Below are 16929 nucleotides of genomic sequence, written 5' to 3'. Positions count from 1 at the left end.
CTGGGGATTCCGGGGCAGAAGGAAACTTTGCCATTTCGCCGCAGCGTCAGGCGGGGCGCCCATGTTGTCAGCGCAGTTTTCTGGTGTTAAGCGCCGCACAGTTGAGCGGGCGCGCACGGGTTGTGGCGGCCTGCAATTGACATTTTCGGGGCATTTCCGCCCTTTTAACCGTGACGGATATCGACCTTGCCGGCATCGAGCGTGACGCAGACGAGTGAAGCAGCGCAGCGGTATGCCAACGCGCTGTTCGAACTGGCGCAGGACAAAGGCGTCCTGGCGGCCGTCCACAAGGACTTCCGCGCGTTCGCCGAAAGCGTGCGCGCCTCGAAAGACCTGAAGACCCTGCTGGATTCGCCCGCCTTCAGCCGCGACACGAAAGTGGCAGCCCTCAAGGCAGTGGCGGCAAAGGCGGCCTATTCGCCGCTGTTCAGCAAATTCCTGGGTGTTATCGCCACCAACGGCCGCGCGAAGGACATCCTCGGCGCAGAAGCGGCGTTCGACCAGCTGTACGCGAAGCAGCGCGGCGTGAAGCGCGCCGTCGTGCGCACCGCGAAGGAAATGACCGGCGCCGAGCGCGCCCGCATCGAATCGCTTCTGGCCAAGCTGGTCGGCGGCGAAGTGGAACTCTCCAGCGAGGTTGAACCCTCGCTCATCGGCGGCATCCAGCTGCGCATCGGCTCCAAGCTCGTGGATGCCAGCGTTGCCGCCAAACTCAATCGCATGAACACCGCCATGAAGGGAGCATAAGTAGCTCGATGGATATTTCACCCGCAGAAATTTCGGGCATCCTGAAGTCCCAGATCGACAATTTCGGCGTCGAAGCCGAAGTGTCCGACGTCGGACAAGTGCTCTCGGTCGGCGACGGTATCGCCCGCGTTTACGGCCTCGACAGCGTCCAGGCCGGTGAACTCGTCGAGTTCGACGGCGGCCTGAAGGGCATGGCCCTCAACCTCGAGAGCGACAACGTCGGCGTCGTGATCTTCGGCGACGACCGCGGCATCAAGGAAGGCGCGACCGTGAAACGCGCCGGCGAGATCGTGGCTGCGCCGGTTGGCAAGGCCCTGCTGGGCCGCGTCGTCAACGCGCTCGGCGAGCCGATCGACGGCAAGGGCCCGCTCGGCGAAGTCGCCAGCCGCCAGCGCGTCGACGTGAAAGCCCCGGGCATCATCCCGCGCAAGGGCGTGCATGAGCCGATGATGACCGGTATCAAGGCCATCGACGGCATGATCCCGGTTGGCCGCGGCCAGCGCGAGCTCGTGATCGGCGACCGCCAGACCGGCAAGACCGCCATCTGCATCGACACCATCCTGAACCAGAAAGCGACCAACGACGCTGCCAAGTCCGACAAGGACAAGCTGTTCTGTGTCTACGTCGCCATCGGCCAGAAGCGCTCGACCGTTGCGCAGGTCGTGAAAGTCCTCGAAGAGCGCGGCGCGCTCGACTACACGATCATCGTCTCGTCGACCGCGTCCGAACCGGCCCCGATGCAATACCTTGCGCCGTTCACCGGCTGCACGATGGGCGAATGGTTCCGCGACAACGGCATGCACGCCCTCATCATTTATGATGACCTTTCCAAGCAGGCTGTTGCGTATCGCCAGATGTCGCTGCTGCTGCGCCGTCCGCCGGGCCGCGAAGCCTATCCGGGCGACGTGTTCTACCTTCACTCGCGCCTCCTGGAGCGCGCTGCGAAACTGAACGCGGACATGGGTTCGGGTTCGCTGACCGCGCTGCCGATCATCGAGACGCAGGCCAACGACGTGTCGGCCTACATTCCGACCAACGTGATCTCGATCACCGACGGCCAGATCTTCCTTGAAACCGACCTCTTCAACTCGGGTATCCGCCCGGCCGTGAACGTCGGTCTCTCGGTGTCGCGCGTGGGCTCTGCAGCCCAGACGAAAGCGATGAAAAAGGTTGCCGGCTCGATGAAGGGCGAACTCGCCCAGTACCGCGAGATGGCCGCCTTCGCGAAGTTCGGTTCGGACCTCGACGCCGCCACGCAGCGCCTGCTGAACCGCGGCGCACGCCTGACGGAACTCCTGAAACAGCCGCAATACTCGCCGCTGCTGATGGAAGAGCAGGTCGTCGTGATCTACGCCGGTACGCGCGGCTACCTCGACAAGGTGCCCCTGAAGGACGTGACCCGCTACGAGAAGGAACTGCTGGCCCACATGCGCGGGTCGAAGAAGGACCTGCTCGCGAAGCTGCGCGACAAGAAAGAGCTGACCGAAGAGATCGAAGCCGAAATCAAGGCTGCGCTCGAAGCGTTCACTTCGAAATTCGCCTGAGCCCCGTTGCCGTCGCTTTAAGGACCAAGAAGGCCCCTCATGCCCAGCCTTAAGGATCTGAAAAACCGGATCTCCAGCGTGAAATCCACGCAGAAGATCACGAAAGCCATGCAACTCGTTGCAGCGGCGAAGCTGAAGCGTGCGCAGGAAGCCGCGACGGCTGCCCGTCCGTATGCGGAGCGTATGGCGGCCGTGCTGGCAAACCTCGCCAGCTCGGCAGGCGGCGGCGGCCCGAAACTGCTTGCCGGCACCGGCAAGAGCGATGTGCACCTGGTGGTCGTGATGACCGCCGAGCGAGGTCTCGCCGGCGGCTTCAACGCCTATGTCGTGAAACTGGCCCGCCAGAAGATCCAGGCGCTGCTCGCCGAAGGCAAGACCGTGAAGGTCCTGACCATCGGCAAGAAGGGCCGCGAACAGCTCGTGCGCGACTATTCGAACCTGTTCACCGGTCACGTGAACCTGTCCGACGTGAAGGGCAACGACTTCTCGGAGTCGGCGCTTTCGGTCGGCAGCCTTTTGACCAAGGGCTACGAAGCCGGCGATTTCGATGTCGCCACGCTGATCTATTCACAGTTCAAGAACGTCCTCACCCAGGTGCCGACGGCCCAGCAGCTGATCCCCGCCAAGGCACCGGAAGGTGCGCCGGTGATCGATCTTGGCGGCGCGATCTACACCTATGAACCGAACGAGGAAGCGCTGCTTGAGGCGCTCCTGCCGCGCTACATCAACACGCAGATCCTGTCCGCCCTGCTGGAAAGCTCGGCCGGTGAGCAGGCCAGCCGGATGACGGCGATGGACAACGCGACACGCAATGCCAAGGACCTGATCAAGGCCCTGAACCTGAAATACAACCGGGCCCGCCAGGCGCAGATTACCAAGGAGCTGATCGAGATCATCTCCGGTGCCGAAGCCCTCTAGACCAGTAACCAGACACACTTCATCTCCCGAGGAGACGATCAAGATGAGCATTCCCGCAAACGCAAAAGGCCGCGTTTCCCAGGTCATCGGCGCCGTTGTGGACGTCGAGTTTGACGGCGAACTTCCGTCGATCCTGAACGCGCTCGAAACCGAGAACAACGGGTCGCGCCTCGTGCTCGAAGTCGCCCAGCACCTTGGTGAGAACACGGTCCGCACGATCGCGATGGACTCCACCGAGGGCCTCGTCCGCGGTCTCGCGGTTGCCGACACCGGCAAGCCGATCATGGTTCCGGTTGGCCCGGCCACCCTCGGCCGCATCATGAACGTCATCGGCGAGCCGATCGACGAGCGCGGCCCGGTGAAAGCCGACATGGTCCGCCCGATCCACGCTCCGGCGCCGGAGTTCGTCGACCAGGCGACCGAGTCCGAAGTGCTCGTCACCGGTATCAAGGTCATCGACCTGCTGTGCCCCTACGCCAAAGGTGGCAAGATCGGCTTGTTCGGCGGCGCCGGCGTCGGCAAGACCGTTCTGATCATGGAACTCGTGAACAACATCGCGAAACTGTTCGGCGGCTACTCGGTGTTCGCCGGCGTCGGCGAGCGGACCCGCGAAGGCAACGACCTCTACCACGAGATGATCGAGTCGAAGGTTATCAACCTCGAAGGCGAGAGCCGCATGTCGCTCGTGTACGGACAGATGAACGAGCCGCCGGGCGCCCGCGCCCGCGTCGCTCTGACCGGTCTGGCACAAGCCGAATACTTCCGCGACGCCGAAGGCAAGGACGTGCTGTTCTTCGTCGACAACATCTTCCGCTTCACGCAGGCTGGTTCGGAAGTGTCCGCGCTGCTCGGCCGTATTCCTTCGGCCGTGGGCTACCAGCCGACGCTCGCCACCGACATGGGCGCGCTGCAGGAGCGCATCACCTCGACCAACAAAGGCTCGATCACCTCGGTGCAAGCCGTGTACGTGCCGGCAGACGACCTGACCGACCCCGCTCCGGCTACCTCGTTCGCTCACCTTGACGCCACGACGGTTCTCAACCGCTCGATCGCCGAAAAAGGCATCTACCCGGCTGTGGACCCGCTCGACTCCACGTCGCGCATCCTCGACCCGATGGTCGTCGGCGAAGACCACTACGAAGTGGCCCGCGGCGTCCAGTCGATCCTGCAGAAGTACAAGGAACTGCAGGACATCATCGCCATCCTCGGCATGGACGAGCTGTCGGAAGAAGACAAACTGACCGTGGCCCGCGCCCGGAAAGTCGAGCGCTTCCTGTCGCAGCCGTTCGACGTGGCGCAGGTTTTCACCGGTTCGCCGGGCGTGCAGGTGAAACTCGAAGACACGATCAAGGGCTTCAAGGGCCTGATCAGCGGCGAGTTCGACCACCTGCCGGAGCCGGCCTTCTACATGGTCGGCAACATCGACGAGGCGAAAGCCAAAGCTGCCAAGATGATGGCTGACGCTTCGTAAGCGCAGCTGCTGCAGGAACCTGACTGATGGCTGACAAGCTGCACTTCTCTCTCGTGTCGCCCTCCCGGGAACTGTTCTCGGGAGAGGTCGACCACGTCATCGCTCCGGGTACGGAAGGTGAGTTCGGCGTGCTGGCCCACCACGCGCCGTTCATGACGACGCTGAAGAACGGCATTGTCCGCGTGCTGGAAGGCGACACCGTGAAGATGCGCATCTATGTGCGCGGCGGTTTTGCAGACGTGACGCCGGCCGGCCTGACGATCCTTGCCGAAGAGGCGCGCAATCTGACCGACATCAAGGCCGAGGAAGTCGACGCCGAGATCGAAGCCGCGCGCCTGAAGCTGCTGGCGCTCGACAAGGACGACACCAAGCAGTTCGCGCTGCAGGAACAGATCGCCTATCTCGAAGGCATCCGCGCCGCGCTCGCCAACTAGAGCCTGCGCCAATAGCCGGACAGGGCGCGCCCTTCCGGTTTTCCCATGTTCGGAGGTCCTGCGGATGGGAGCGCGGCTCCCGTTCGGGGACATGTATTGGGTCTGGTAGTCTGGTGTTCCGGTCCCCGTCGTCACGGCGGCCTCACATCCCATCCGGCTTATCTGTCAGCGGCGCCTGCTGAAGTCCTTTCTCTCACGGCGCTGCCTGGACCCGCCAGCGTGATTGCCGGCCACGCAAAAATACCACCGGCGCCGCGCAGTAGGATAAGTCTCCTGTGGAATTCGCGAGATTGCCGCCGCTGCAACAGGTCGCGCGGTGCGTCATGACGGGAATTTGTTGCACAAGCCGCTTTCAGGCGAACACGGCGATCGTCTGGCGGCCGACCATCACCGGATCGCCCGCCTTGTTCCACATCAGCATCTGCTGGCTGGAATAGCCGTTGCGGGCGGTCTGCGCCGTGTGGCGGGCGAGGAACCAGCGGTCCTCGGTGACGATGTCTTCGGTCAGGAATTCCGCCATCCAGGTCATCGAACTGATGCGGCCCGGCTGGGTGAACATCGACATCGCGGCCGGCGGCGGCGCGTCGCCGAGCGCGAGCAGGGACACGGCGCTGCCGGTCGCCAGAGGATCCTTGTGGCGCATCCAGATCGATACGTCTGCCTCGCTTGCGCCGCTCATTGGCGGATTGCCGCCTGCGAACAGGAGGTCGAAATTCTGGGCGAAGACCGGTCCTTTTCCGCCGGGGCCGAAATAGCCGCCGCAGGTTTCCGGTGCCGGTACGGACGGGGCAGGCAGGTGCGTGAAGTCGAGCGCCGACTCGCGCGGCGCGCCGAAGGTGATGATCGTTTCGGCGAGCACACCGTCGTCGCCCGTCATGCGCACGGAAGCGAACACGGTGTTCTTGCCCTGGCGCAGCACTTCCGGCTTGCACAGCACGGCGCCGTTGACCGGCCCGACGAAGGCAACCTGCACGGTTCTCACCGGCAGGCCACCGGAAAGGGGAAGGGCTGCCTCCAGGCACAGGGCGGCGGTGAGACCGCCATAGGCGGTTCGGCCCTGCATCCAGGTGTCGGGCACCTGCGTGGTGCGGGCATGGGCTTCGCCGGCAACCGACGAGGCGAGGAGGTCAGTGAAATTCATGGCGAAACTCCCGGGAGGTTGTCCCGTCCTATACCGTTCCGAAAAAGAACCAAGTCGTCACGCAGGGGAACATGCAAACGCCCCGGCGGCTGGCCGGGGCGTGCGATGCGCAAGTCAGCGCGTTGCAGGTTAGTGCTGGCTCTCGGGCGTGGTGACACGCAGGCCGTCGAGCGCGTCCGACACCTTGATCTGGCACGAGAGGCGCGAGTTGGGGCGGACGTTCTCGGCAAAGTCGAGCATCGACTTCTCCATCTCCTGCTGCTCGCCGGCCTTCGCGAGGAAGGCTTCGTCCACATACACATGGCATGTGGCGCAGGCGCAGGCGCCGCCGCAATCGGCATCGATTCCCGGAACCGAGTTGTTCACCGCGACTTCCATGACGGACATGCCGTTCTTCGCCTCGAGCGTGCGTTCCGTGCCGTCATGGGCGATGAAAGTGATCTTTGCCATGGGGTGTTTCCGTCTCCTTCAGGCGGCTGCTTGGGCCGCTATTTCCTTCATTGGGGTTGATGTGTCGCCAAGTCTTGCAGGGTCTAGCTTGGCCCCTGCCATGATCAGCTTCTTGGACGCAAGGAATTCCGGCGGGCTGTTGACCGAATCGACGGCAATCAGCGTCCCGTTCTTCAGGTAGAATACCGCGAACTTGCGGGTCGCCGGGTCACCGCGCACGACCAGCGTGTCATAGCCCTGGCTGAGGCCGGCGATCTGCAGCTTGAGATCATACTGGTCGGACCAGAACCACGGGCAGTCTTCCACCGGGCGCGGCTGGCCAAGGATGGCGGCGGCTGCGAGCTTGCCTTGCTCGATGGCGTTGTGGACGCTCTCCAGACGGCCGGAGCGGCCGAAATGCACGAGCGGGCGGCTGGCGCAGTCACCGGCTGCGAAAACGCGCGGATCGGAGGTGCGTGCGTCGCGGTCGACGAGGATGCCGTTCGAGCAGGCGATGCCGGCTTCCTTCGCGAGTTCCTCGTTCGGCAGGATGCCGATGCCGGACAGCACCATGTCGGCCGGCAGGCGGGTGCCATCTGCGAGCAGGACCGCGGAGACCTTGCCGTCCTTGCCCTCGATGGAAGCGGTCTGGGCGCCGGTAAGGATCGTGACGCCCTGGCGGCGGTGTTCTGCGGTGTAGAACTCGCTGATGACCGGGCTGGTGACCCGCGCCAGCACGCGGGGCGCCATTTCGACGACGGTGACGTCGAGGTCCATCTGGCGGGCGACAGCGGCGGCCTCGAGGCCGATATAGCCGGCACCGATGATCACCAGCTTGCGACCAGCAATCATCTTCGGACGGATACGCTCGACATCGACCAGTGTGCGCAGGTCATGGAGGCCCTCAAGGTCTGCCCCCGAAACCGTCAGCGGACGGGGGCGCGACCCTGTGGAGAGGATCAGGTAATCATAGGGCAGGTGGGCGCCGTGCCCGAGGTGAACTTCGCGGGCGGCGCGGTCGATGCCGGTAGCATGGGCGCCGAGCAGCAGCTCCACCTTCTGGTCTTCATACCAGGCCGCCGGCTTGAAATAGAGGCGCTCTTCGTCGAATTCGCCCTTCATGTAGGCTTTCGACAGCGGGGGGCGCTGGTAGGGCAGGGCGGCCTCGTCGCCGACGAGCGTCAGGTTGCCGGCATAGCCGCCCTGGCGGAGCGATTGCACGGCCTGCGCGGCCGCCTGGCCGGCGCCGACGATGACAATGTTCTGCGCCTCTCCCAGCGACATTCCGGTTCCCCAGGTTCATTCGTGACGGCTGCGTCACTTTTGTGTTTATTCGGTTGCGCCCGGCGCTGCAACCATGCGCGAACGGGGCACACCGTCACAGGTTTCCGGGCGTTGCGTCAACCGGCGAGACGACTACGGTGCGCGCCAGATGCGCACACTTGACCTCGATTCCGACACCGACACGCAGGCGCTGGGGGCGCGCCTCGCAGCGGAGCTGCGCGCGGGGGATGTGGTGGCGCTGCATGGCGATCTGGGCGCGGGCAAGACGACACTGGTGCGCGGTCTGATCCGGGCCTTGCTGGGCGCCGAAGAGGAGGTGCCAAGCCCCACCTATACGCTGGTGCAGATGTATGAAGCGCCGGGCCTAATGGTCTGGCATTTCGACCTCTACCGGCTGGAGACGCTTGACGACCTGATGGAACTCGGCTGGGACGAGACGGCTGGCGGCGCGGCGCTGGTGGAATGGCCCGAGCGGGCCGGTGGGCACCTCCCGCGCACACGGCTGGACGTCCATCTCGAATTCTCTGGGGAAGGGCGCCGCGCAAGACTGGAACCGCGCGGCGAAGGCTGGCAGGAACGGCTTGATGAACTCCTTGCCTGATCTCCGGGTCCCAGCGATCGACGCCTTTCTCGAAGCTGCCGGCGACGGCTGGGCCAGCGCGCGCCGGCAATCGCTAGGTCAGGATGCGTCCACCCGCCGCTACATCCGCCTGTTCCGGGAAGACGGCGCCACCGCCCTGCTGATGGACGCGCCGCGCGTGGAAAGCGATCCGTGCCCGCCGGACGCCGACCCAGCCACGCGCACCCGGATGGGCTGGAACGCGATGACGCGCCTGGCGGCTTCACGCGTGGAAGCTTTTGTGCTGATCGCGGCGCATCTGCGCAGCCTCGGCCTGAAGGCGCCGCGGGTTTTCCACTTCGATGCCGGCGAAGGCTTCGCACTTATCGAGGACTTCGGCGACGGGCGCGAGTTTGCCCGACTGATCGAAAAGGGCGAGGCCGAAACACCGCTTTACAAGGCAGCCGCCGAAAGGCTGGCGACGCTCCACAAGGCGCCCATTCCTCACGTATTGTCTCTGGACGGCGCCCAATGGCCGATCCTTGAATTCGATGCGGTGGCGCTGGCTGCGAACGCCGATCTGTATGCGGACTGGCTGCCGGCGGAAGTGGGCGCTGGCGGGCTCGCGGGCGCGCAGCGGGCGCGCTGGGAAGCCGAACGCGACGCGCTGATCCAGCAGGCTCTTTCATTTCCGCGCGCCTTCACCCTGCGCGATTACCATGCCGAGAACCTGCTCTGGCTGCCGCAAGGCGATGTCGGCCTGCTGGATTTCCAGGACGCGGTGATCGGGTGGGATGCGTGGGACCTCGCCATGCTGACGCAGGATGCGCGGCGGACGGTTTCAGCCGACGCGGCGGAGGCGGCGATCACGACCTTCCTCGATCTCACCGGTCAGGCGCGCGCGCCATTTGACGAGCGCCTTGCGGTGATCGGCGGGCTGAACGCACTCCGCATCGCGGGCGTATTCTCGCGGCTCCAGCACCGCGACGGCAAACCCCGCTATGGCGACTTCCAGCCGCGCCAGCTGCAATTGCTGGCCCGCAACCTGTCACACCCGGCGCTGGCGGGCATGGCGGCGTTCGTGCGCGAGACGACCCCCTTCGTGTTCGAGGCAAAGGCATGAGCGCTGCGGTTCCCCATACGGCGATGGTGCTGGCTGCCGGCCTCGGCACGCGCATGCGTCCGCTGACGGATGCGACGCCGAAGCCCTTGTTGAAGGTGCGCGGCAAGGCATTGATCGACCGCTTGCTTGACCCGCTTGCGGAAGCCGGCGTGAAGCGGATCATCGTCAACGTGCATTACCTGGCCGACCAGGTGGAGGCGCATCTTGGCGCGCGGTCCGGCATGGAAGTTATCGTCTCGGACGAGCGGGGCGAAGTGCTGGAGACAGGCGGCGCGTTGGCGAAGGCGCGGCCCCTGCTGGGAGACAATCCCATCTTCGTGATGAACACGGATGCTTTCTGGGCACCGGAATCGGCGGCGCCTTTCCTGGAGCTGGCCGAGGCATTCAATCCGGATACGGAGGATGAGCGCCTGCTGGTGGCCGACACGGGCCGGTCGCTCGGCTTCGACGGCGCGGGCGATTTCTTCCTTGAGCCCGGCGACCGGCTGCGGCGCCGCGGCGATGCGCCGGCGGCGCCCTGGGCCTATGCCGGGGTGCGGATCATGAAGCCCCAGCTATATGACGGGCTGGCGGCCGAACGGTTCTCGGCGCTCAAGATCTGGGACGCTCTGATCCCGAAGGGCCGGCTTGCGGGGCAGAAACTCGACCGCTTCTGGCTACATGTGGGCGACCCGGGCGCGCTGGCCGATGCCGAGATGTGGATTGCCTGCAATGGCGGCTGATGTCCGGCCATTCGCGGCGGGCGCCCCCAAGGTCTGGACGATCCCTCCCGGCACGGACTTTCTTGGATCGCTCGCCCGGGAACTGGTCGAAGCTTTTGATCTGGTCAGCAAGCCCGACGCGTTGGCGGATGCGATCATCTACCTTCCCAACCGCCGCTCGGCGCGTGCCCTGACGCTCGCCCTGTTTGACGCGATGGGCGGCAAGGGCACCTTGCTGCCGCCGGACATCCGCACGCTGGGTGACGTGGAGTCCGATGAGCCGCCCCCCGTGGCCGAAGCGGCGCTTGCTGCGTTGCCGCCCCCGCTGTCGCAGGCGCAGCGCCTCGGCGTGCTGGCGCAATTGGTCTCCAGATTCTATTCCGGAGAATATGGCCAGGTTTTGCCGCCGGCTTCGGCCCTGTCTGCCGCACGTGAACTGTCGCGCCTGCTCGAACAGGCAAGCCTCGGCGAGGCACCGGACCCGTGGGACGCGCTCGGGTCGCTTGTCGACAAGGCGGACCTTGCCGCGCACTGGGACAATTCCGTGCGTTTCCTGTCGATCATCGCCGAGATGTGGCCGGCCTGGCTGGCGGAGAACAATGCGGGCGATCCGTTCGAGCAGCGCCGGCGGGCGGCCGAGGCGCTGACGCGGGCCTGGGCCAAGGCGCCGCCCCAGGCGCCGGTGATCATTGCCGGCTCGACCGGCGCCACGCCTTCCGGGCGCGCCCTGATGCGTGCCGCGCTGGCCGTGCCGCGCGGGCTGGTCGTGTTTCCGGGGCTGGACACCGAACTGTCGGCGGAGGCACTGGAAGCTGTGTCAGTGTCGGCGAGCCATCCGCAGTATGCGCTGGTCCGTACACTGAAGGCGCTCGGCCTGACGCTCGATGCCGTGCAGGAATGGCCGGTCGTTGACAGCGCGCAGGCGCCGTCGCGCCGCCGGTTGATCCATGAAGCGCTGGCGCCGGCCGACGATACGGCGGACTGGCGTGAGACGCTTGAAACGCTTGCGCGGGCCGGAAACACGCGGCCGTCGGAGTTTGCCCGCTCGGCTCTTGAAGGCCTGTCGGTGGTGGAACTGCCGAATGAAGCGGCAGAAGCGGAGGCGGCCGCCCTGCTGCTTCGCGGCGTGCTCCAGGTGCAGGGTCAGACGGGCGCGCTGGTGACGCCGGATGCGGGCCTCGCCCGCCGGGTGGGCGCGCTGCTGGAACGCTGGGGAATATCCGTGCCGCCCTCTGCGGGCCAACCCCTGGGCCGGACGCCGGCGGGCAGCCTGATCTCGATGTGCGCGCGCTGGGCGGTTGATCCGGGCGATCCGGTGACGCTGTCGGCGGTGTTGAAACATCCCTTCTCGAAGGATCGTGCGCGCGGCGACCTGATCGACCAGCATTTTCTGCGCGGGGCGAGGCGATGGGGCTCGCTGGATGAGCTTGCGCGGACCATCGAGACACGGATCGACGAGGAACGCTATCCGGCGTTCACGAAGGAAGAGGCAGCCGAGGCGGTGCAGTTCATCCGTGAACTGCAGGTGTTGCTGTCATCTGCCGGGGCGGACTTTTCCCAGCTCGCGGCCGTGGACGTGGCCGAAGGGGCGCAGAGGATTGCTGCGCTCGCCGGGGCGATCAGTGAAACGCCGCTGCCCTGGGCGGGCGAAGACGGCGCTGGCGCCTCGCGGCTGCTTGAGCGGGTCCGCGAGATGGGCACGTATCTGGGTGAAACATCGCCGCGCGAGCTGGCAGAGCTTGTCGAAGCCGAATGTGCCTCTCTGACTGTGAGCCTCGGCGAGCCGGAGCATCCGCGCCTCTCCATCTGGGGGCCGCTGGAGGCGCGCCTGCAATCGACAGACCTGATCGTGCTGGCGGGCCTGAACGAGGACGTCTGGCCGGAGAAGACGCTGCCGGACGGTTTCCTGCCGCGCCGGTTCCGGGGCGCACTGGATATGCCGGACCCGGACGAGCGGCTGGGCCTTTCGGCCCACGATTTCGCGCAGCTCGCCTGCGCGCCTCGCGTCGTGATGCTGTATGCAAAGCGGCGCGACGATGCACCTGCGGTGGCATCGCGCTGGGTGTGGCGCTTGCGGACATTGGTGCAAGGCTCGCTGTTCGAGGCGGCAGGCGAGGTGCTGAAAGGCGAGGCGCGCGACTTGCCGGGCTGGGTGAGCCAGCTGCAGCATGAGGGGATAGGAACCCAGGCGGCCGGCTTCAGCGCCGAACCGAGGCCGACGCAGCGTCCTCCGAACTGGCCGAAGCGGATGTCGGTCACACGCATCGACCGGCTGCAGCGCGATCCCTATTCGATCTGGGCTGAAGACATCCTTGGACTGAAGGTGCTGGACCCGATGAACGGTCCGATGCAGCCGAACCTCAAGGGCACGGCTGTGCACCGCGCGATCGAGTTGCTGGAGGCTGACGGCGAGGAGAAATCTGCGGCGAGACTATCGGCGCTGCTGCGGCAGGAACTGAGCAAGGCCGGCGACGATGAGGCAGCGTGGCTCGGCCGGCAGGCGATCTGGGAGGATGTGTCCGCCTGGTTCCTGGAATGGCGGGCGGGCCGGGATGTGTCCGGCGGCATGGCGCTCGAAGTCAGCGGCGAGCTGCCTTATGAAATCGCCGGCGAGCCGTTCGTATTGTCGGCGCAGGCGGACCGGATCGAGATCGGTGCGTCGGGCGAGATCATCATCGTGGACTTCAAGACCGGTAGCGCGCCGTCCGACAAGGCGATCGGCACAGGGTTCGACCAGCAGATGCCGCTGCAGGCGCTGATCGCGCGCAAGGGCGGCTTCAAGAAGGTGCGCCCCGCGCCGGTGGCGCATCTTGAGTATGTGGAGTTTCGCGGAAAGCCGGCATCGCGTCGGATTGGTCCGGGCAAGGATGATGAGCTTACGCCGGAGGTGCTGTCGGCGTCGGCCGAAGAGGGGATGCAACGGCTGATCGCGGCTTACCGTGCCGAGGGCGCGGTGTTCTCGTCGGCGCCGCGCGTGCAGTTCGTGAAATACGACTACGGTTACAATCTGCTCGCACGCCGGGCCGAATGGACGAGCGATACGTCCGACGGGGAGGGCGGCGATGAGGGATGACAGGCAAGCCGCCGCGCTCGTCGAGGCAACGCGGGCGCAGGCGCAGGCCGCGGATCCCGGCCGGTCAGCCTTCGCCACGGCGAATGCCGGGAGCGGCAAGACCAAGGTGCTGATCGACCGGGTCGCGCGGTTGTTGCTGCGCCGCCCGGATGGCCGGCCAGGCGCCGAGCCGGACTCCATCCTGTGCATCACCTATACGCGCGCCGCCGCGAGCGAGATGCTGACGCGGTTGTTCGAGACGCTTGGCAAGTGGGCGGTGATGGAAGACGAACCGCTGAGGGGCGCGCTGTCGCGGCTGGAGGGCGAGCGACCTGACAGCTATACGCAGGCGCAGCTGAAGGCAGCCCGGGCGCTGTTTGCGCGCGCACTCGAGACGCCAGGCGGCCTTCGCATCGAGACGATCCACGCCTTCTGTGCACGGATATTGCGCCGCTTCCCGCTGGAATCCGGTGTGGTGCCGGGCTTCGTGGAACTGGACGAGGAAGATGCCCGCGAGATCTGGCAAGCCGCCAAGCGGCGCGCGATCCTTGCCGCGGCCCGGACACATCCCGAAGCCCTGGCGCTGATTGCCCGGCAGGCCGGGCGAGACGGCGCGGCCAGCGCGCTGGACATGCTGAAGGCAGCAGCGACGTCGGTCAGGGCTTTGGAGGCGGCGTGCGGCGGAAATGACGAGGCGATCGAAGCGCTGGTACGCCGTGTGATCCGGCCGCCCGATGCGTCACCGGCTGAGTTGCTGGCGGCGGCGATGGGGGATGCGCTTCCGGTCAAGGATATTCGCGAAGCAGTTTCGGCGCTGCGAGGCGGCAAGAAAACCGACGAGAAGACGGCGGATGTGCTTGAAAGCGTGCTGGCCAGCCGCGATCCCGCTGCGGCCTTTGCGGCCTATGCCGGCATCTTTTTCACAGGTGCAGGCGAGGTGAGAAAGGCTAATCCTTATACGAAGGATGTCGCCGAACAGTCGCCGCTTGTGGCGGCCTTGTTCGCGACGAAAGAGGCCTGGGGGAGCGAGACGGCGCGGATAATGGCGCTGAAGGATGAGCTGAAGCGCGCCGAGGCGTTTGCCCGCACGGACGCGCTGTTGAAAGTCGGACGCCCGGCGCTGGCTGACTATGACGCCGAAAAGGTGCGGCGCGGCGCGCTGGACTTTGACGACCTGATCGAACGGACCCGAAACCTGATCGCGTCGGAGGGCCTGTCGAGCTGGGTGCTCTACAAGCTGGATGGGGGGCTCAGCCATGTGTTGCTTGATGAGGCGCAGGATACGAGCCCTGCACAGTGGGAACTGATCCGTGCGCTGACGCAGGAGTTCACAGCCGGTGCGGGCCGGGAGCGCGTGCAGGAGCCGCGCACGATCTTCATGGTCGGCGACGAGAAACAATCGATCTATTCCTTTCAGGGCGCTGATCCGGCGCAATTCCTGGCCGAGACACAGGCGCTGGTGGCGCGCGATGCGCAGGTTGCGCAGGCCGACATGCGCATGTCGTTCCGCTCGAGCCCCGAGATCCTGACATTCGTGGATACGGTCTGGAATACGGCGCCGATGATCGACGTGCCCTTCGCGCCTGACCGGCCGGTGACGTCGGACGTGGTGGTTCACACGGCCAGGCGCTGGAATGAGCCGGGCTCTGTCGAGCTTTGGCCGGTGACGCCGAAAGATGAGGCGCCGGACGTCGATGCCTGGGAGCGACCGGTCGATGCGCTGCGCCTGACATCGCCCAAAGTGAAGCTGGCGAGGGCGATTGCGGCGTCTGTTCGGCAGATGATTTCGGATGGCAGTGCGGTCTGGTCCGGGCAAGGGCAGAAGCGCGCTGTTGTGCCGGGTGACATCCTGATCCTCGTGCGCGAACGCCGGGGCGGGTTGTTCGAGGCGATCATCAGTGCGCTGAAGAGCGCCGGTGTGCCGGTGGCTGGCGCCGACCGGCTGCGGCTGGCGGATTATATCGGCGTGCAGGACTGCCTCAACCTGATGCGGTTTGCGCTGTTGCCTTCGCGCGACCTTGTGCTGGCGGAAATCCTGCGCGGGCCATTCGGAGGGCTCGTGGATGACGACCGCTTCCTGTTCCCGTTGGCTGCGGGGCGCAGGCAAGGTGAAAGCCTCTGGTCGCGGGTGCAGGCGAGCGGCGATCCGGACATCGCGGCGGTGCGCGTTTTCCTCGAGGGCCTGATTTCCCGCGCGGGGCAGGCGCCGTTCGAGTTCCTCTCCGCTGTGCTCGATCGGCCTGGACCGGACGGGCTGACGGGGTGGGCGAAGCTGAATGCGCGGCTGGGTACGCCGGCGCGCGATCCGGTGGAAGCGCTGCTGGCGCGGGCACTGGCGCATGATGCCGCCGGGCCGTCATCTCTGCAGCTGTTCGTCGCTTCTCTCGAATCCACGCCCGTGGAGATCAAGCGCGATCTCGCGGAAGCCGGCGGCGAAGTGCGCGTGATGACCGTACACGGAGCGAAGGGCTTGCAGGCGCCGATCGTGATCCTGCCGGATACGACAACGAAGCCGAAGCTCAGCAATGACGCGATCCTGAAGGCGGACGAGGCCTTGATCTGGTCTCCGCGCAAGGACGATGACATCGAGCCGGCGGAGCGGGCGCGGGCCAGTGCGCATGCCAAGTCGCGCGAGGAGCATCGCCGGTTGCTATATGTGGCGCTGACGCGTGCGCAGGACCGGTTGCTGATTGCGGGGTACTGGTCGGGCCGCGACGGCGAGACGGCGACGGGGTTCCATGAGGAGTCGTGGTATGCGCTGTGCCGCAATGCGATGGAGCAGTTGCCTGCGGTTGTCGGCGATGATGGCGTGGCGCGTTTCGGTGAGCAGCCAGGCGCGGCGCCTGCGATGGCCGCGGGCGCTGCAGAGGCTGCGCCGCTGCCGGGCTGGGCGTTGGATCCGCCAGAGCCGGACGTGGCCGCGCGCATCCTTACCGCGCCGACGAGCCTGCTGGGCCCTCGGACCCGCGTGGTGGCGCCGTTCGATCCGAAGCGCGAGGCGCGGCTCAAGCGCGGGCGTTTGATCCACAGCCTGCTGCAATACCTGCCGGAGTTGCCCGAGAGCGCCCGGCGGGCGGCCGGGGAGGCATTCCTGGCGCGCGAGCCCGAGCTTACGAAGGCCAGGCGGGCCGAAATGCTGGGCGCGGCCATGGCGATTCTCGAGGACGCCGACCTGTCGGAACTGTTCCAGCCGGGCGGGCGGGCGGAGGCGCCGATCATCGGTACGTCGCCGAAGCTGCCGGACGGCATGATCATCAATGGTCGCGTCGACCGCCTTGTGGTCACGCCGGCTCGGGTGCTGGTGATCGACTTCAAGACCGACCAGCCAGCGCCGGACGATGTTCGGGACGTGGCCACCGGCTATATCACCCAGATGGCGGCTTATGCGGCGGTGCTGGAATCCGCCTATCCGGACCGGGAAATCGTGGCTGTGCTGTGCTGGACGGACGGACCGCGCATGATGAGGATTCCGCCTGGGATGCTGTCAGAGCACCTAAACAATGCCTTGAGGGTGGTTTGACAGGCC

The 16929-nt window shown here is 66.0% G+C and carries 13 protein-coding genes; 10 read left to right on the top strand and 3 right to left on the bottom strand.

Annotation, left to right across the window (positions count from 1 at the left end; genetic code table 11):
- The first annotated feature begins 201 nt into the window (after window positions 1-201).
- The 5 genes from atpH to IPK75_15655 are packed head-to-tail and all read left to right on the top strand — an operon-like array spanning window position 202 to window position 5114.
- Window positions 202-747 (top strand): ATP synthase F1 subunit delta, encoded by a 546-nt coding sequence (gene atpH, locus IPK75_15675; GenBank protein ID MBK8199789.1) that lies wholly within the window; start codon window positions 202-204, stop codon window positions 745-747.
- A gap of 8 nt (window positions 748-755) precedes the next feature.
- On the top strand, window positions 756-2291 hold the full coding sequence (locus tag IPK75_15670) for a F0F1 ATP synthase subunit alpha (protein ID MBK8199788.1): 1536 nt from the start codon (window positions 756-758) through the stop codon (window positions 2289-2291).
- 39 nt (window positions 2292-2330) lie between these two features.
- The gene (locus IPK75_15665) at window positions 2331-3209 is read left to right on the top strand and encodes a F0F1 ATP synthase subunit gamma (GenBank protein ID MBK8199787.1); all 879 of its coding nucleotides are present in this window, start codon (window positions 2331-2333) and stop codon (window positions 3207-3209) included.
- A gap of 43 nt (window positions 3210-3252) precedes the next feature.
- The gene (gene atpD / locus IPK75_15660) at window positions 3253-4680 is read left to right on the top strand and encodes a F0F1 ATP synthase subunit beta (protein MBK8199786.1); all 1428 of its coding nucleotides are present in this window, start codon (window positions 3253-3255) and stop codon (window positions 4678-4680) included.
- Window positions 4681-4706: 26 nt separating this feature from the next.
- Window positions 4707-5114, top strand: coding sequence for a F0F1 ATP synthase subunit epsilon (locus tag IPK75_15655; GenBank protein MBK8199785.1), 408 nt, complete (start codon window positions 4707-4709; stop codon window positions 5112-5114).
- A 352-nt stretch (window positions 5115-5466) separates the two neighbouring features.
- Here the strand turns inward: IPK75_15655 and IPK75_15650 are convergent, their stop codons facing one another.
- The 3 genes from IPK75_15650 to IPK75_15640 form a co-directional block, all read right to left on the bottom strand.
- The gene (locus IPK75_15650) at window positions 5467-6255 is read right to left on the bottom strand and encodes a thioesterase family protein (protein ID MBK8199784.1); all 789 of its coding nucleotides are present in this window, start codon (window positions 6253-6255) and stop codon (window positions 5467-5469) included.
- Window positions 6256-6384: 129 nt separating this feature from the next.
- The gene (locus IPK75_15645) at window positions 6385-6705 is read right to left on the bottom strand and encodes a 2Fe-2S iron-sulfur cluster binding domain-containing protein (protein MBK8199783.1); all 321 of its coding nucleotides are present in this window, start codon (window positions 6703-6705) and stop codon (window positions 6385-6387) included.
- An 18-nt stretch (window positions 6706-6723) separates the two neighbouring features.
- Window positions 6724-7968: an FAD-dependent oxidoreductase gene (locus IPK75_15640; GenBank protein ID MBK8199782.1), complete on the bottom strand. Its 1245-nt coding sequence runs from the start codon at window positions 7966-7968 to the stop codon at window positions 6724-6726.
- 148 nt (window positions 7969-8116) lie between these two features.
- Here IPK75_15640 and tsaE point away from each other — a divergent pair, with 148 nt between their 5' ends.
- From tsaE to addA, 5 genes are read left to right on the top strand one after another with little or no spacing between them, the layout of a single operon-like run.
- Window positions 8117-8569: a tRNA (adenosine(37)-N6)-threonylcarbamoyltransferase complex ATPase subunit type 1 TsaE gene (gene tsaE / locus IPK75_15635; GenBank protein ID MBK8199781.1), complete on the top strand. Its 453-nt coding sequence runs from the start codon at window positions 8117-8119 to the stop codon at window positions 8567-8569.
- On the top strand, window positions 8553-9650 hold the full coding sequence (locus tag IPK75_15630) for a phosphotransferase (protein ID MBK8199780.1): 1098 nt from the start codon (window positions 8553-8555) through the stop codon (window positions 9648-9650). Before tsaE ends, IPK75_15630 begins: the two co-directional genes overlap by 17 nt.
- A complete protein-coding gene (locus IPK75_15625) occupies window positions 9647-10372 on the top strand; it encodes a nucleotidyltransferase family protein (GenBank protein MBK8199779.1) in 726 nt (241 codons plus the stop codon). Before IPK75_15630 ends, IPK75_15625 begins: the two co-directional genes overlap by 4 nt.
- Window positions 10362-13424 (top strand): double-strand break repair protein AddB, encoded by a 3063-nt coding sequence (addB, locus tag IPK75_15620; protein ID MBK8199778.1) that lies wholly within the window; start codon window positions 10362-10364, stop codon window positions 13422-13424. Before IPK75_15625 ends, addB begins: the two co-directional genes overlap by 11 nt.
- Complete coding sequence (addA, locus tag IPK75_15615) at window positions 13414-16923, top strand: double-strand break repair helicase AddA (GenBank protein ID MBK8199777.1); 3510 nt, start codon at window positions 13414-13416, stop codon at window positions 16921-16923. The genes addB and addA overlap by 11 nt, the downstream gene beginning before the upstream one ends.
- The last annotated feature ends 6 nt before the right edge of the window (window positions 16924-16929 follow it).

Source organism: Acidobacteriota bacterium (assembly GCA_016712445.1).
GTDB lineage: Bacteria > Pseudomonadota > Alphaproteobacteria > Caulobacterales > Hyphomonadaceae > Hyphomonas.
Note: the sequence above shows the minus strand (reverse complement) of the source record. Positions and strands in the feature narration are given on the sequence as shown.

What these genes read in the sequence shown, in the direction of transcription:
- atpD (MBK8199786.1), top strand. Translation starts at nt 3,253, where the DNA reads ATGAGCATTCCCGCAAACGCAAAAGGCCGCGTTTCCCAGGTCATCGGC.
- IPK75_15655 (MBK8199785.1), top strand. Translation starts at nt 4,707, where the DNA reads ATGGCTGACAAGCTGCACTTCTCTCTCGTGTCGCCCTCCCGGGAACTG.
- IPK75_15650 (MBK8199784.1), bottom strand. Translation starts at nt 6,255, where the DNA reads ATGAATTTCACTGACCTCCTCGCCTCGTCGGTTGCCGGCGAAGCCCAT.
- IPK75_15645 (MBK8199783.1), bottom strand. Translation starts at nt 6,705, where the DNA reads ATGGCAAAGATCACTTTCATCGCCCATGACGGCACGGAACGCACGCTC.
- addA (MBK8199777.1), top strand. Translation starts at nt 13,414, where the DNA reads ATGAGGGATGACAGGCAAGCCGCCGCGCTCGTCGAGGCAACGCGGGCG.
- IPK75_15665 (MBK8199787.1), top strand. Translation starts at nt 2,331, where the DNA reads ATGCCCAGCCTTAAGGATCTGAAAAACCGGATCTCCAGCGTGAAATCC.
- IPK75_15625 (MBK8199779.1), top strand. Translation starts at nt 9,647, where the DNA reads ATGAGCGCTGCGGTTCCCCATACGGCGATGGTGCTGGCTGCCGGCCTC.
- IPK75_15670 (MBK8199788.1), top strand. Translation starts at nt 756, where the DNA reads ATGGATATTTCACCCGCAGAAATTTCGGGCATCCTGAAGTCCCAGATC.
- IPK75_15630 (MBK8199780.1), top strand. Translation starts at nt 8,553, where the DNA reads ATGAACTCCTTGCCTGATCTCCGGGTCCCAGCGATCGACGCCTTTCTC.
- IPK75_15640 (MBK8199782.1), bottom strand. Translation starts at nt 7,968, where the DNA reads ATGTCGCTGGGAGAGGCGCAGAACATTGTCATCGTCGGCGCCGGCCAG.
- addB (MBK8199778.1), top strand. Translation starts at nt 10,362, where the DNA reads ATGGCGGCTGATGTCCGGCCATTCGCGGCGGGCGCCCCCAAGGTCTGG.
- tsaE (MBK8199781.1), top strand. Translation starts at nt 8,117, where the DNA reads ATGCGCACACTTGACCTCGATTCCGACACCGACACGCAGGCGCTGGGG.